The sequence below is a fragment of the Nocardia vinacea genome (assembly GCF_035920345.1).
Lineage (GTDB): Bacteria > Actinomycetota > Actinomycetes > Mycobacteriales > Mycobacteriaceae > Nocardia > Nocardia vinacea_A.
Map to the genome: position 1 here is coordinate 6342401 of NZ_CP109149.1, position 13866 is coordinate 6356266.

Sequence of the window (13866 nt, forward strand, 5' to 3'; positions counted from 1 at the left end):
TCCTGACCTGCGCTCGGCTATGACAGGAAGGGGCGCTCAGGACACCCGAGCAGCATCAACAGTAACCTCTTCCGTCTCGACCACCGGAGCCCCGGCAAACCATGTCGCATGAAATGCCGCGGCCATAGCGGCCAGCAGCGCAAGCACAACCGTCCCGGCGAGCACCGGATACTCGGCCATCGAAACCGCCAGATAGCGGAACGAGAGCAACAGCGCGCCGAGGATCACCACACCGAACAGCACCAGACGCACCCGGAACCAGCCCCAACCACGCTCAGGATCGCGCAGCGCGGATTCGACAGTCAGGCACAGCACCGCACCGGCGACCAGATCGACGCCGTAGTGGTAGCCGAAGCCCAGCGTCGCGGTCAGCGTGGCGGCCAACCAGAACGCACCGAGGCAGCGCAGCCACAGCGGAGCCTGCGAGCCGTCCGTGTCCCGGCGGGTGTGCAGGAAGACCGACAGCGCCCAAGCCGTGTGCATGGAGGGCACGCAGTTGCGTGGCGTGAAGGAGTCGAAGGACAGCGGCGTCGGATTGCGATCGATCGGCGGGACGAAATCGGGCCAGAAGTTGCCCACCTGCATGCCGTGGCCATCCGCACCGTAGCCGAACATCGGGCCGACCACCGGGAAGATCACGTAGATGACCGGACCGATCAGTCCGAGCACCAGGAAGGTTCGCACCAGATAGTGGGTCGGCCACACCCCACTCGATACCACCCGGCGCAGCTGCCACACCGCGACGACAATCGCCGCCACCGGCAGTTCGATATAGACCCAGTGCAGCACCGCATAGACCACCGGTCCGAGCGCATCCACCACGCGGCCCATCACCCAGGACGGATCGCCGAGCGCATGGTCGGCCAGCGCCACATAGACGTCATAGACCTGCGGCCGACTGACGACCGTAATGTGCAGCCACACATCACCGACCTTGGTGGCCAGCACCAGCAATGCGCCCAGCGCGGCGGCGTGCAGCGCATTGCGTCGCTCCACCCCGCTCCAGCGGAATCCGGCGACCAGCGCCAGACCGGTGAGCACGAGCGTCGGCCCATTGCCGATGGCGAACGACTCGCCGCTCAGCACCCGAATACTCGCCCACACCACGTCGATACCCGCCGCGATGCCGACCGCGATCATCCTGCGGCGCTTGGAGATTCCGACCAGCGCCAGGATGAGTCCGGCCCACGACACGGACATGGACTTAGGTGTGCCGACATAGTCGTGCCACAGACTGCCGAGCGGCCCCTCGAAATCGTGCCCGATCGAACCCACCTGTAGGGCGACGAGCAGCACCGGAACCGCCGCGATCGCGGCCGCCGTCCAGATCCGCGAACGCGGCACGCGCACCCGCTCAGTATTCGATTTGCGGCGCTCCCGGGTCCCTCCGTGGTTACGCTCCGCTACCGCCTCCGGGCCCGTCGCTCGCGCCGCGGAGACGCTGCCACCCTTTGGACTCGGATCTTCGACAAGCACGTCGACCATAGTAAACGGCGAATGAACGCCATCCCCCTGACCAGCTGAACGTCAGCCGACCTTTCGACCAGGCAGAACTACTGGTCCAACTCCTTGACCAGGGCATCGACCACCGCGACCAGATCACCCTGGGTGCTCGCGGCCACTTTGCGCTGCCGCTGATAGGACGCGCCGCGCTGTGGGATCTCCGCCACCAGTGCGAGTTCGTCCGCACAACCGAGCCGCTTGGCGGTCGGCTCCAACCGCTGCAGCAGATCCATCAGATCGTCGGTGACCAACCGCTCATTGCTGTCGTCGTCCACGACGATGATCGCGTCGAGCCCGTAGCGGGCCGCGCGCCACTTGTTCTCCTGAACATGCCACGGCGGGATGGTCGGCAGCGTCTCGCCGTTCTCGAGGCGCTGATCGAGATCGACGATCAGGCAGTGGATGAGCGCGGCCATGGCCGCCAGCTCCGCGCGGGTCGAGATCCCATCGCAGACCCGCACCTCGATGGTGCCCCATTTCGGCGCGGGCCGGATATCCCAGTGCATGCCGCCGAGCTGTTCGAAGACCCCGGTCTTCATCTGGTCGTGCACGAAATGCTCGAACTGGGACCAGTTTTCGAATTGGAACGGCAGACCGGCGGTGGGCAACTGCTGGAACATCAGCGTACGGTTGCTCGCATAGCCGGTATCCGAACCCGCCCACATCGGGGAGGACGCGGACAGCGACAGCAGATGCGGATACGACAACAGCAGCGAGTTCAGGATTGGAAAAACCTTCTCGCCGTGCGAAACTCCGACGTGCACGTGTACGCCCCAGATCATCATCTGGCGGCCCCACCACTGCGTGCGATCGATCAACTCGTCGTAATGCGGTGAGCGCGTCAGCTGTTGGGCCGACCACTGGGCGAACGGATGGGTACCGGCACAGAACAAGTCGACGCCGAGCGGATCGGCGGCACGGCGCACGATATCCATGGTGCCGCGCAGATCGTCGACCGCCTCGCCCACCGTGTTGTGCACACCGGTGACGAGCTCGACCGTATTGCGCAGTAGTTCCTTGGTGACCTGCGGGGTTCCATCGTAGGCGTGTAGGTCACCGAGCGAATCGAATACGGCCGCAGCGGTATTCGACAGATCGCGGGTCACCTTGTCGACGAGCGCGATCTCCCATTCGATACCGATGGTCGGCCGGGGCGACCCGGGGAAGGGAACCCGCGCGATTGCTGTCCCGGCCATATCGGTGACCTTGCTACTGGATTACACCGCAGGCGATGCGACCGCCAGCGTCGCCCGTCGCCAGTGTGGTGTCGTCCGGACCGGCAACGCCGTCGGCGCGGACATAACGGTTGGGGATATTGCCGAAGTTGTCGGCGTCGGCGTGGATCATCAGGGCCTTGCCCTTGAGGTCCTCGAGCGTCACCGCATCGGTGGTGGTGACCAGCTTGGCCGAACCGTCGGCACGGACCTCGAGCGAGGTCAGGTCGCCGCTGGCCGGATGGGCGTTGGCGCTGCCGACCTGCAGGTGGCCGCCGGCCGACAGGAAGTCACCCGCGGGTCCGCCGGTGGGCGCGACCGAGTTGGGCTCGCACTTGCCGACCTGGTGGACGTGCAGGCCGTGGAAGCCGGGACGCAGGCCGTGCGCCTCGATGCTGACCTGGAGGTGGTTGCCGTCCTTGGTGATGTTCGCGACGGCGACCGAGGAACCTGCGGCGTCCTTGAGGTCGACTTTCACCCCGGGGTTGGCATTCGGCGCACCCGTCTCGGTGCCGGATTCGCCGGCCGACGGGGCGGACGTACCGGTCCACACGGGCGGCGTAGTTCCCTGGACGTCGCTCGACTCCTGGCTGTTCGAGCAGGCGGCGAGCCCGAAGACCGCGACAGCGAGCACCGGGGTCACAGTCCGCCAGGACGGGCGACGAGTTGTGGACGGGGCCATCGGGGGAACTCCTTTACGAGTACCGAGTTTACGAGTAAAGCTGGGTGGACACGTTCGTTACCGGACAAGATGATGCCACGCCCGCCGTGTCGCACCCGTTACCGGGCCGTGTCGCGAGCCCCCGGACTGGTCAGTTGCCCGTGACAACTACCGTCACACCCGAACCCGACCCACCGGAGCGCAGCTCGGCGGTCGCGCCCAGTTCATCGGCTATGGCCAGTGCGGCTTCTTTCTCGCCGGGGTTATTGCCGTAGTACACAGTCGTATTCGTGAGATTGGGGCCGGGATAGTTGCCGACCTCGGCGACCGTCCAGCCGTTGGCGGTGAGCTCGCCCGCGGTGCGCGAGGCCAGTCCGACAATGTTGCTGTTGTTCAGAACATGTACCGGGACAGCGCGATTCGCCGTGGTAGTCGCGGGCGTCGTCGTGCTGGTCGACGGCTTCGTGGTGGCCGACGCCGAACTGGTCAGTGCCGCACTCGTGGTCTGCACCGGCGAGTTGGTCGTCGCGACCGCCGTGGTGGTGGCGGCCCGACTCGTTGTGCTCAAGGGATCACCCGCCCCCGAGGTATCGGAATCCGAACTCGATAACGACATCGCACCGAGCCCGGCGAAAACGATGGCCAGCGCGATCAACACCATCGCCAGCGCGCGCAACGGCGGCCCGCCGGAGGTGGGATTCGGGTTGCTCACGCTAATGACCCTATCCGCAAACCGGCCCCTGTGGTCTTTGCGCAGGGTCCGCTTTTACAGCGGCGCGTCATACCTGGAAGCCGAGCCTCCGAGCGGCTCGCGCCTTCTGCCTACTCGCCCGCAGCCGACGCAACCGCTTCACCAGCATGGGATCGGCCGCCAGCGCCTCCGGCCGATCCACCACCGCATTGAGTACCTGGTAGTACCTGGTCGGCGACATGCCGAACAGTTCACGAATGGCCTCTTCTTTAGCCCCGGCGTATTTCCACCATTGCCGTTCGAAGGCCAGGATGTCGTGTTCGCGACGGCTGAGACCGTCACCGTCACCATCGACCTGCTCGGCTGCCGTGACATCTTCGCTCGCAGAAGGGCCGTCCTGGATCGCGGACAGATTCCGAGCCGCTGCGCCGTCCATCTTGCTCCCTCGCCAAGTGACCACCAGACGAAAATGATGCTTGTACGTCGCGGATCATTCAACCACGGGCCGCGGGATTGCCCCAGTACTGCCGCGGCGTGTTCGCTACCCGCCGGTAGCGAGTCGCGACCACCCGCGATCGCGGCGGCTGCGACCCGCGCGAGCCCATCGGCAATAATTGCCCCCATGGCAATCCTCCCCATCGTGATCGTCGGTGACCCGGTTCTGCACAATCCGACCGAGCAGGTCACCCAGACGCCGGAGGAACTGGCCGAGCTGATCGCGGATATGTACGAGACGCTCGATGCCGCCAACGGCGTCGGACTGGCCGCGAACCAGGTCGGCGTGCCGCTGCGACTGTTTGTCTACGACTGCCCGGATGTCGGCGCCAACGGTTCGGCCGTGCGGCGCAAGGGCGCGGTGATCAATCCGGTGCTGGAGACCTCGGAGATTCCGGAGACCATGCCGGATCCCGATGACAATGACGAGGGCTGCCTGTCGGTGCCCGGTGAGCAGTTCCCCACCGGTCGCGCCGAATGGGCCCGCGTCACCGGAACCGACGAGCACGGGGAACCGGTCGAGATCGAGGGCAAGGGTTTCTTCGCCCGCATGCTGCAGCACGAGGTCGGACATCTCGACGGATTCCTCTATGTAGATGTGCTGGTCGGCCGCAATGCCCGCGCGGCCAAGAAGGCGATCAAGCGGAACGGTTGGGGCACACCGGGACTCAGCTGGATTCCGGGTACCGTGCCCGACCCGTTCGGACACGATGACTGATCCTGCGGCACAACCGGGTGATTCGATATTGCCCGATATCCAGCTAGGTCGTCGCGTGGTGCTGCGGTATCGGTTGCCTGCGGGTTATCCCCAGTCACTCACAGATGTGATCGGCGAACTGGTTTCGCTGGATCCGCCTACCGTGCGGGCCGCGAACGGGCAGGTCGTCGCGGTCGCGGTGGATCGGGTGGTCGCGATGAAAGCGTTGGGGCCGAGGCCGATTCGCACCAGGGAGATTCGGGCGCTGGAGGCCGCGGCGGCCTACGGCTGGCCCGGTATCGAACAGGGTTGGATCGACGGCTGGCTGCTGCGCGCCGGAAACGGCTACACCAACCGCGCCAATTCCGCTGTGCCGCTTGGCAGCTCGGACGGTCCGGCGGCGCTGGGCGCGGATACGCTGCAGCGGATCGGCGAGTGGTATACCGCGCACGGGCTGCCGGTGCAGATCGCGCTGCCGGATCGTCTCGCGTCGCTGCCGCCGGGCTGGCGGAGTTGGCGGGAAACCCAGCTGCTGGCGATCGATATCGAGAATTTCGTACTGCCGCAGGGGCCACGAATGGTGCGCATCGTGCCCGCACCCGATTACGCCTGGCTGTCGATGCACCGATACAGCGGCGAAGATCCTGCGACACAGCCTGTTTCGACGCCGCCGGTGGTGCAGGTGCTGACGGCCGTGCACGACGGCGAAGTGGGTTTCGCCTCGCTCGGATTGCCGCAGCCCATCGCGATCGGCCGCGGCGCATTCACCACCGCACCGGACGGCCGCCGCTGGATCGGCCTGACCTGCGTCGCGGTGGCGGCCGAGCACCGCAGGCACGGACTGGGTTCGCTGATCTGCGCGGAGCTGATCCGTTGGGGCGCCGACCGCGGCGCCACCCACGCCTACCTCCAGGTCGAGGCCGAAAATACCGGGGCCATAGCGATGTATCACGAGTTGGGCTTCCTCGACCACCACACCTACCGCTATGCCGCGCCGGACGGCTCTCGCTGAACCTACGGTCCTGCGGTACAACAGATCTATAGCCCATTGCGAAGGAAGGCATCCGTGCGTCTCGCGACCTGGAACGTCAATTCGATCCGCTCCCGCCTCGACCGGGTCGCGGACTTCCTCGACCGCCAGGACATCGATGTGCTCGCGATGCAGGAGACCAAATGCCGCGACGACCAGTTCCCGTTCGAGCGCTTCGACGAGCTCGGCTATGAAGTCGCCCACATCGGGCTGAACCAGTGGAACGGCGTCGCCATCGCCTCTCGCATCGGCCTCGACGATGTGGAAGCCGCGTTCCCGGACCAGCCCGGCTTCGACAAGGATGCGGCCGAATCGCTGATCAGCACCCCGATCGTGGAATCGCGCGCACTCGGTGCGACCTGCGGCGGCGTCCGGGTGTGGAGCCTCTACGTCCCCAACGGCCGCACCCTGCACGACCCGCACTACACCTACAAACTGGAATGGCTTGCCGCCTTGCGCGCCAACGGCGCCCAGTGGCTCGCCGCGCATCCGGAGGCGCAGATCGCCCTGGTCGGCGACTGGAATATCGCCCCGACCGACGACGATGTCTGGTCCGTCGAATTCTTCGCCGACAAAACCCACACCTCCCAACCCGAACGCGACGCCTTCAACGCCATCGTCGAAACCGGCTTCGCCGACGTCATGCGCCCCTACGCCCCCGGCCCCGGCGTCTACACCTACTGGGACTACACCCAACTGCGCTTCCCCCGAAAAGAAGGCATGCGCATCGATTTCATCCTCGCCTCCCCCGCACTCGCCGCCCGCACCAAAGACGCGATGGTCGATCGTGAGGAACGAAAAGGCAAGAGCCCGAGCGACCACGCCCCCGTAATCGCCGAATTCACCGACTGATCGCTGACGCCGATCTCATTCGTAGTGGAAGCGGCAGGCGACAATCTTGGCCGTATCATCTTCGATCACATACACAATGCGATGCTCGGTTGTGATGCGACGTGACCAGAACCCAGCGAGGTTCTGCCGCAATGGTTCCGGCTTACCTATGCCGTCGTAGCCGTTGCGGGTAATGTCCTCGATCAGTCTGTTGATTCGCCTCAGCGTTGCCTTGTCGTTGGCCTGCCACCAGAGGTAGTCGGCCCAGGCATCAGGCGTGAACAAGATCTTCACTCCGCGCCCTCGTCGTCGGTTTCGACGAGTTCATGGTGTTCGGTTTCGCCAGCCCGTAACTGCTCGATGGATCGCTCCAGATGACGCGCGTTGGCCGGTGATCCAAGCAGGTATGCGGTTTCCTTCAGCGACTGGTACTCACGCAGCGAAATCACGACTGCAGACTCGCGTCCCGCACGGGTGATGACGACCTCTTCCAGGTCTTCGGTAGCCGAATCCAGGACAGAAGCCAGATTGGCGCGAGCCTCGGTGATGGAGATAGGTCGCATAACGGTCCTCTCGAACGTCGTAGTTCCAATGTACTGCATCATGTACATAAAGGCTCGAGCTGCGCCCCTTACGCACGATCGACTGGTGGATGCCGCGGCGCCAGGGGCGGTGTTGCCGTCACGGGACGGATCCCGAGGGGGCAAGCTAGGGGTTCATCTCGTAGCTGCCAGCGTGGGCTCGGGCTTGGGCGAGTACCTGATCGAAACGGGAGCGCGAAAAAATCGGGCGGCGGACGAGGTCTAGCGCGCGGGTCTGCTGGGCTTTGGTCGCGGCGGGCTTGGTGTGCAGAGTCAGTGCGTTCTTGGAGAATTCGCGGACGAAGACGTCGAAGATCTGGTCGAGCACATCCGTTGTGGTGCCCTCGATTTCGGCCTGCTCCAGGATCAGCTGGGCATAGGGCACCGCAGTGAACAGTTCGCCCAAGGCGAAGAGGAAATCGACGTCGCGCTGTTGTGCCGCGGTCGGCGAGGCGGCGGCCAGCAGTGTCTGGAAGGCGAGGGCCTGCTCGAGGAAGAGCGCGACATTCGGCACGTGCGCGAACTTTTCGAAGACCGGTCGCCAGTCACGGAAGCGGATTCGGCCGAGACCGCTGCTCGGGCCCTGCCGGAACAGGAATTCGTCATCGGCGGCGTCGCGGCGCGTCGGCACGGGATCGTAACTGGCACCGGCCAATTCGGCGCGCAGTTTGGGTACCGCCGCACCCGCGCGCGGGGTGAGCTTTCGGCTCGACCAGCTCAGCGCACCGGAAACCGCCCGAACCGTCCCCTTCGGCGCGACACCCGCGCCGGGCAGGTAACGCAGCGCGGCCAATCCGGCATCGGCGGGATGGAACATGTAGTTGGCCATGAATTTCAGCGACAGCGCCATATTCACGTGCACCGTGCCTTCGAGCCGCGGCAGTCCGAAGAGCCCGAGCATCGCCATCGGGAAGTACATGTCGTTTTCGAAACCGCGGGCCGCGATCACATCCGCGAGATCCTCGGTGATCCGCTGCCCCTGCCGGGTCACGGTCATTTTCTCGATCGCATTGAACAGCAGGTAGCGGCGGTCGTTCGGGGATGCGGAACGCATGTAGTCGATGGCGCGCTCGCTGTAGAGCTTCATGCCGAGCAGCCGCGCGTAGGAATCGGTCAGCAGCGATTGCACCTGAGGGAACTCGGTTACCCGGTGCCCGAACAGGATTCGGTTCTCGGCGTGGGTAATCGCCTCATAGAAGGCGTGTTCACAGGCGCCGACCGCACCGAATCCGAGATTGAACTTGCCGACATTGACCGTATTCATCGCGGCGTGGAAAGCATCCTCGCCGCGATGCAGGATGTCCTCTTCTGCAACCGGATACTTCTCCAGATCGAAGGCCGCCACATACATTTGGCTGTCGACGACATTGCGGCGCAACTTATAGTTCTTGTGTTTGCTGTCCGCGACGAAGAACAGATAGCCCTCGTAATCCTCCTGCGTCGGCTTGCTTTCCAGCGCCTTCGCGCTGTCGATGATGGGTTTGTCGGCCCGGCGACCGAATACCGACACCATCCCCGCCAGATTTCCGTTGCCGATGTAATGCTTACTACCGGAAGCGGTGTAGCCGCCGCCACGCTTGGGCGTGAGCACCATATCGGTGGAGTAGACGTCCGCGCCGTGCTCCTTCTCGGAGAGTCCGAAGGCGAAGATCTCACCGGAATCCAGCAGCGCGGCGGCCTTCTGCTTGGCGGCCTTGTTCTCGCTCTGCCAGATCGGGCCGAGCCCCAGAATGGTGACCTGCCAGACGTACCAGTAGGACATGCCATAGAAGCCGAGGATCTTGCTCATCATCGCGATCCGGCCGGTATCCCAGCGCTTGTTCGGATCGCCATTGGCCTCGGCCGCCGGGGTGAGAAAGGTGGCGAAGACCCGCTCCCGCTTCACGAAATCGAGGAAGTCGGCGTACCAGATCCGCTCCCGATCGTCGTGCTTCAGCGCCGCCTTACCCCTGGCCTCGAACCACTCCACGGTGGCGCGCAGGAGCCTGCGGGTCTCCGCATCGAACTCGGCGAATTCGCAGGTCTTCGGGTTGAACAGGGTTTCGGTCATCGATGACTCCTCATTGATCCGGACATGCACCGGCCACTTCATTCGCGACTGTAGCATTATTGTTCGTCGATGTAGGAATTCGATCTTCAGCCCCGGTACCAGGGCGAATCCGGTGAGTAACGCTGATACCTTGGTGCCATGGGTAGCGAGACGGCGGTGCAGACACGGCAGCGGGCACAGCATTTGGGCCCGGAGCGTCGCCGCCCCCAAGTGCTCGATACCGCGCTGGCGATTGCGGTCGAGCACGGCGTCGCGGCGGTAACCATGGCCGCGATCGCCGAGCGGATGAATGTGACCCGGCCCGTGGTGTACGCCTGCTTCCCGGATCGCGTCGAGCTGATCGAGGCGCTCATCCAGCGCGAGGAGAGCTTCCTGGTCGGCGGAGTGCTCGAGGTGCTGCCGCCCCGCGATGTCGACGCGGGCGAGACCGTATTCGTCGACGGCTTCCGCGCCCTGCTGGAGAAGGCGGCCGAGCGACCGGATGCGTGGCGGCTGCTGCACGGCAATCCCGATCCGGCCGTTGCGGATTCGTTCGGGCGCGGTCGCCGGCTCGCCATCGAGCGCTGCACCACGTTGCTGCGACCGACGCTGCGCGCATGGGGTACCGAGGACGCCGAGCGCAAGTTGCCGGCGCTGATCGAGCTGTGGGTATCCGCGGGTGAGGGCGCGGTGCGCACGCTGCTGGCGGGCGAGGGCGATTGGGATCCGCAGAGCCTCGGGGCCTTTGTCGGGGCGGCGGTGTACCGCGCATTGCGTCACGCCTGACAATTGTTCAGCACTTCAACCCATCGCTAGGCGAAATGCCGCAGAAGACGGCAGCGGACCGACAAAATGTCCACCGTACCGGCACCTGCGGCACTACGATGGAAGCAAATCCAGCGGTCCAGCCGGAGGTGCGGTCATGGCGTTCTATCGGCAGATGGGAGCGGTGCCGCCCAAGCGGCACACCCAGCATCGTGACGACCAGGGACGGCTCTTTTACGAAGAGTTGATGGGTGAGGAGGGCTTCTCCGGCGATTCGTCGCTGCTGTACCACCGGGGCCTGCCGCCCGCCATTGTCGATTCGACGGTATGGGAGCTGCCGGACCAGACCCTCACTCCGAATCATCCACTGCGCCATCGACATCTGCGCCTACACAGTCTCTTCCCCGGCGATACCCCGGCCGGAACCGATCCGGTTACCGGCCGTCGACTGCTGCTCGGCAATGCGGATGTGCGGATCTCGTATGTGGTGGCCAAGGGTGCGTCACCGCTGTACCGCAATGCGATCGGCGACGAGTTGGTGTACGTGGAATCCGGTGCGGCCGTTGTCGAAACGGTCTTCGGCACGATCACCGCCCGGCAGGGCGACCAGGTGCTGATTCCACGCGCGACCACGCACCGCTGGCTACCGAGCGGCCCGGAACCGCTGCGCGCGTATGTGATCGAAGCATCCAGCCACATCACTCCGCCGAAGCGCTATCTCTCGAAATTCGGTCAGCTGCTGGAACATTCGCCGTACTGCGAGCGGGATCTGCACGGGCCAGGGGAACCGCTGGTCGCCACCGGAACCGATATCGAGGTGCTGGTGAAGCATCGTCCCGGCGGTCAGGTGGTCGGCACGCGCATGATCTATGCGACCCATCCGTTCGATGTGGTCGGCTGGGACGGCTGCCTGTATCCACTCACCTTCAATATCGCCGATTTCGAACCGCTCACCGGCCGGGTGCACCAGCCGCCGCCCGCCCATCAGGCATTCGAGGGAATCAATTTCGTGGTGTGCAATTTCGTACCACGCAAGGTCGACTACCACCCGCTATCGATTCCGGTGCCGTACTACCACTCCAATGTCGACAGCGACGAGATCATGTTCTACTGCGGCGGAAACTACGAGGCGCGCAGGGGTTCCGGCATCGGGCAGGGTTCGGTATCGGTACATCCCGGCGGTTATGCGCACGGTCCGCAGCCGGGCGCGTACGAGCGCAGTATCGGCATCGATTTCTTCGATGAACTCGCGGTCATGGTTGATACCTTCCGACCGCTCGAACTCGGCGAAGGCGCGCTGGCCTGCGAGGATCCCGGATATGCGTGGACCTGGTCCGGTCGCGGACCGCAATCCGACGGACACCGGCAACCGAATCAGCGCCCGCACGCGAATCAGCGCCGTGGGCCCGCATGAAGACCCGCATCGAGGTTCCCTACAACACCCTCTTCGGTCCGGACAATCTTCCCTATGGCGTCTTCGCGGCGGAGGGCCAGAACTTCCGGGTCGGTGTGAGACTCGGCGAGCAAGTCATCGATCTGGCTGCGGCACTGGAGGATCCGGTATTTGCCGAGCCGAGCCTCAATGCCTTCATGGCGGCGGGGCCACGTCGGTGGCAGGACGTGCGCAACCGGATCCGCGAGCTGATCGATGGCGAAATCCCCGGGGAGGCAGTGCATCTACTGCACGATGTGCGCACCAAACTGCCAGTAGAGATCGGTGACTATGTCGATTTCTACGCCAGCATCGACCATGCAACGAACCTCGGCAGGCTGTTTCGCCCCGATGCCGAACCGCTGCTGCCCAATTGGCGGCATCTGCCGGTCGGATATCACGGGCGTGCGGGCACCGTCGTCGTCTCGGGTACCGATATCGTTCGGCCGCACGGGCAACACCGAACATCCTCTGACACAACGGTTTTCGGTCCGTCACAGCGTCTCGATATAGAAGCCGAGCTCGGATTCGTGGTCGGGATCGGTTCCGAACTCGGCACACCCATCGATATCGACCAGTTCGCCGAGCACGTCTTCGGCGTCGCACTGGTGAACGATTGGTCCGCGCGCGATATCCAGGCCTGGGAGTACCAGCCGCTCGGACCGTTCCTCGGCAAGTCCTTCGCGACATCGCTCTCGGCCTGGATAACACCGCTGGCCGCCTTGGAGACCGCCCGCATTCGGCTGCCGAAGCAAGAACTCGAGCCACTGCCCTATCTGCGGGGCAGCCAGCAGTGGGGACTCGATATCGACCTGGCCGTGCACTGGAACGGCCAAACCGTCTCGCATCCACCGTATTCCCGGATGTACTGGTCACCGGCGCAGATGCTGGCGCATCTCACCGCGAACGGGGCCGCCACGCGCACCGGCGACCTCTACGCGTCCGGTACCGTCTCCGGATCGGAACCGGACCAGCGCGGATCGTTCATCGAATTGTCCTGGGGCGGAGCCGAACCCGTCACGGTGAACGGTCTGCACCGGACCTTCCTCGAGGACGGCGACGAGGTAGTCATCACGGCATCAGCCCGGGGTTCGAATGCGCGACGCATCGGTCTCGGTGAGGTCCGCGGGCGCATCTGGCATGCGCGAAACTGAGCGTTCAACGCGCGGCAGTTCGAACACCCGCATCGACAACGGCGATGAATCGCTGCAGATCCTCGATCAGCGTATCGACCATATCGGGCGCGCCACCGTCGTCATGATGGTGCAGCCAGTCCGCGACGAGTTCGAACATGCCGCCAATAGTCGCCAGCGCCAAGGCGATTCGCCTGCGCTGCTCCTCCGGATCCGATGCCGCCGCACCTGACCACTGCTGATCGATAAAGGCCGCCGACCAGCGCCGATTACTGCGCCGTTGCTTCTCCACCGCGGGTGATATGCCGCCCGCCTCGCCGAATGTCACCTTGGCCAGCCGCGGATCATCGGCAATGGCATGCACGAAGGCCGCGATAATGGCCTGCGCGCGCTCCGGCCAGGACAGTTCGGCGGATGCGGTGGCCGCCTCGATGGCCCGCTGCTGAATCTGCTCGGTGATGTGCGTGAGCAGCGCGACGTAGCACGCTTCCTTGCTGTCGAAATGATCGTAGAAACCCTTGGTCCCGACGAACGCGCGCTGACAGATCTGTTCGATCGACGTACCCGAAAAGCTTTGCTCGGCAAATAGTTCGGTGGCCGCGTCGAGCAGTTGATTGCGCCGTTGTGCGCTGCGCTGCTCGGCATCGAGACCACGGATGCGGCGCCGCGCCGGAGTCGGATCGGGCCGCGCGGCGGATTTGCTGCGGGTCATACCTCGACCATAGCCGGAGCAGTTTCAGAAAGACTTCTTGTTGGTAACAGGAACTCGTGTTGTAATCACTGTCACGTCGATGAGGAAGGGAC

15 protein-coding genes are annotated in these 13866 nt (G+C 64.6%); 6 read left to right on the forward strand and 9 right to left on the reverse strand.

Features of this window, described 5'->3' with window-relative positions:
* Positions 1–36: 36 nt before the first annotated feature.
* From OIE68_RS28880 to OIE68_RS28900, 5 genes are all read right to left on the reverse strand, one after another.
* Positions 37–1329: a DUF5933 domain-containing protein gene (locus OIE68_RS28880; RefSeq protein WP_419150813.1), complete on the reverse strand. Its 1293-nt coding sequence runs from the start codon at positions 1327–1329 to the stop codon at positions 37–39.
* Between the two features lie 224 nt (positions 1330–1553).
* On the reverse strand, positions 1554–2699 hold the full coding sequence (locus OIE68_RS28885) for a glutamate--cysteine ligase (RefSeq protein ID WP_327094208.1): 1146 nt from the start codon (positions 2697–2699) through the stop codon (positions 1554–1556).
* Positions 2700–2712: 13 nt separating this feature from the next.
* On the reverse strand, positions 2713–3399 hold the full coding sequence (gene sodC / locus OIE68_RS28890; RefSeq protein WP_327094209.1) for a superoxide dismutase[Cu-Zn]: 687 nt from the start codon (positions 3397–3399) through the stop codon (positions 2713–2715).
* Positions 3400–3529: 130 nt separating this feature from the next.
* The gene (locus OIE68_RS28895) at positions 3530–4090 is read right to left on the reverse strand and encodes a LytR C-terminal domain-containing protein (RefSeq protein ID WP_327094210.1); all 561 of its coding nucleotides are present in this window, start codon (positions 4088–4090) and stop codon (positions 3530–3532) included.
* A 67-nt stretch (positions 4091–4157) separates the two neighbouring features.
* Positions 4158–4505, reverse strand: coding sequence for a DUF3263 domain-containing protein (locus OIE68_RS28900; protein ID WP_040696639.1), 348 nt, complete (start codon positions 4503–4505; stop codon positions 4158–4160).
* A 186-nt stretch (positions 4506–4691) separates the two neighbouring features.
* Between OIE68_RS28900 and OIE68_RS28905 the strand changes: the two genes are divergently transcribed.
* Genes OIE68_RS28905 through OIE68_RS28915 form a run of 3 tightly spaced genes read left to right on the forward strand, consistent with a single transcriptional unit; the run spans position 4692 to position 7143 of the window.
* Positions 4692–5282 (forward strand): peptide deformylase, encoded by a 591-nt coding sequence (locus OIE68_RS28905; protein ID WP_327094211.1) that lies wholly within the window; start codon positions 4692–4694, stop codon positions 5280–5282.
* Positions 5275–6273 carry a GNAT family N-acetyltransferase gene (locus OIE68_RS28910; protein ID WP_327094212.1) on the forward strand — a complete coding sequence of 333 codons (999 nt, stop codon included), beginning with the start codon at positions 5275–5277 and terminating at the stop codon, positions 6271–6273. Before OIE68_RS28905 ends, OIE68_RS28910 begins: the two co-directional genes overlap by 8 nt.
* A gap of 54 nt (positions 6274–6327) precedes the next feature.
* Positions 6328–7143 carry an exodeoxyribonuclease III gene (locus OIE68_RS28915; protein ID WP_327094213.1) on the forward strand — a complete coding sequence of 272 codons (816 nt, stop codon included), beginning with the start codon at positions 6328–6330 and terminating at the stop codon, positions 7141–7143.
* A 15-nt stretch (positions 7144–7158) separates the two neighbouring features.
* Here OIE68_RS28915 and OIE68_RS28920 read toward each other — a convergent pair whose 3' ends face one another.
* The 3 genes from OIE68_RS28920 to OIE68_RS28930 form a co-directional block, all read right to left on the reverse strand.
* Positions 7159–7416, reverse strand: a complete 258-nt coding sequence (locus OIE68_RS28920; protein WP_327094214.1) for a Txe/YoeB family addiction module toxin — start codon at positions 7414–7416, stop codon at positions 7159–7161.
* Complete coding sequence (locus tag OIE68_RS28925) at positions 7413–7685, reverse strand: type II toxin-antitoxin system Phd/YefM family antitoxin (RefSeq protein ID WP_327094215.1); 273 nt, start codon at positions 7683–7685, stop codon at positions 7413–7415. The genes OIE68_RS28920 and OIE68_RS28925 overlap by 4 nt, the downstream gene beginning before the upstream one ends.
* A gap of 145 nt (positions 7686–7830) precedes the next feature.
* Positions 7831–9753 carry an acyl-CoA dehydrogenase gene (locus tag OIE68_RS28930; RefSeq protein ID WP_327094216.1) on the reverse strand — a complete coding sequence of 641 codons (1923 nt, stop codon included), beginning with the start codon at positions 9751–9753 and terminating at the stop codon, positions 7831–7833.
* A gap of 138 nt (positions 9754–9891) precedes the next feature.
* Here OIE68_RS28930 and OIE68_RS28935 point away from each other — a divergent pair, with 138 nt between their 5' ends.
* From OIE68_RS28935 to fahA, 3 genes are all read left to right on the forward strand, one after another.
* Entirely contained in the window at positions 9892–10518 is a 627-nt protein-coding gene (locus OIE68_RS28935) for a TetR/AcrR family transcriptional regulator (protein ID WP_327094217.1), read from the forward strand.
* A gap of 136 nt (positions 10519–10654) precedes the next feature.
* On the forward strand, positions 10655–11911 hold the full coding sequence (locus OIE68_RS28940) for a homogentisate 1,2-dioxygenase (RefSeq protein ID WP_327094218.1): 1257 nt from the start codon (positions 10655–10657) through the stop codon (positions 11909–11911).
* The gene (gene fahA, locus OIE68_RS28945; protein WP_327094219.1) at positions 11908–13083 is read left to right on the forward strand and encodes a fumarylacetoacetase; all 1176 of its coding nucleotides are present in this window, start codon (positions 11908–11910) and stop codon (positions 13081–13083) included. The genes OIE68_RS28940 and fahA overlap by 4 nt, the downstream gene beginning before the upstream one ends.
* Positions 13084–13087: 4 nt before the next feature.
* Here fahA and OIE68_RS28950 read toward each other — a convergent pair whose 3' ends face one another.
* Positions 13088–13774 (reverse strand): TetR/AcrR family transcriptional regulator, encoded by a 687-nt coding sequence (locus OIE68_RS28950; protein ID WP_327094220.1) that lies wholly within the window; start codon positions 13772–13774, stop codon positions 13088–13090.
* Between the last annotated feature and the right edge of the window lie 92 nt (positions 13775–13866).

Excerpts from the sequence above, each read along its gene's own strand:
- OIE68_RS28885 (WP_327094208.1), bottom strand. The coding sequence starts at position 2,699 with ATGGCCGGGACAGCAATCGCGCGGGTTCCCTTCCCCGGGTCGCCCCGG.
- sodC (WP_327094209.1), bottom strand. The coding sequence starts at position 3,399 with ATGGCCCCGTCCACAACTCGTCGCCCGTCCTGGCGGACTGTGACCCCG.
- OIE68_RS28900 (WP_040696639.1), bottom strand. The coding sequence starts at position 4,505 with ATGGACGGCGCAGCGGCTCGGAATCTGTCCGCGATCCAGGACGGCCCT.
- OIE68_RS28905 (WP_327094211.1), top strand. The coding sequence starts at position 4,692 with ATGGCAATCCTCCCCATCGTGATCGTCGGTGACCCGGTTCTGCACAAT.
- OIE68_RS28910 (WP_327094212.1), top strand. The coding sequence starts at position 5,275 with ATGACTGATCCTGCGGCACAACCGGGTGATTCGATATTGCCCGATATC.
- OIE68_RS28925 (WP_327094215.1), bottom strand. The coding sequence starts at position 7,685 with ATGCGACCTATCTCCATCACCGAGGCTCGCGCCAATCTGGCTTCTGTC.
- OIE68_RS28930 (WP_327094216.1), bottom strand. The coding sequence starts at position 9,753 with ATGACCGAAACCCTGTTCAACCCGAAGACCTGCGAATTCGCCGAGTTC.
- OIE68_RS28935 (WP_327094217.1), top strand. The coding sequence starts at position 9,892 with ATGGGTAGCGAGACGGCGGTGCAGACACGGCAGCGGGCACAGCATTTG.
- OIE68_RS28940 (WP_327094218.1), top strand. The coding sequence starts at position 10,655 with ATGGCGTTCTATCGGCAGATGGGAGCGGTGCCGCCCAAGCGGCACACC.
- fahA (WP_327094219.1), top strand. The coding sequence starts at position 11,908 with ATGAAGACCCGCATCGAGGTTCCCTACAACACCCTCTTCGGTCCGGAC.
- OIE68_RS28950 (WP_327094220.1), bottom strand. The coding sequence starts at position 13,774 with ATGACCCGCAGCAAATCCGCCGCGCGGCCCGATCCGACTCCGGCGCGG.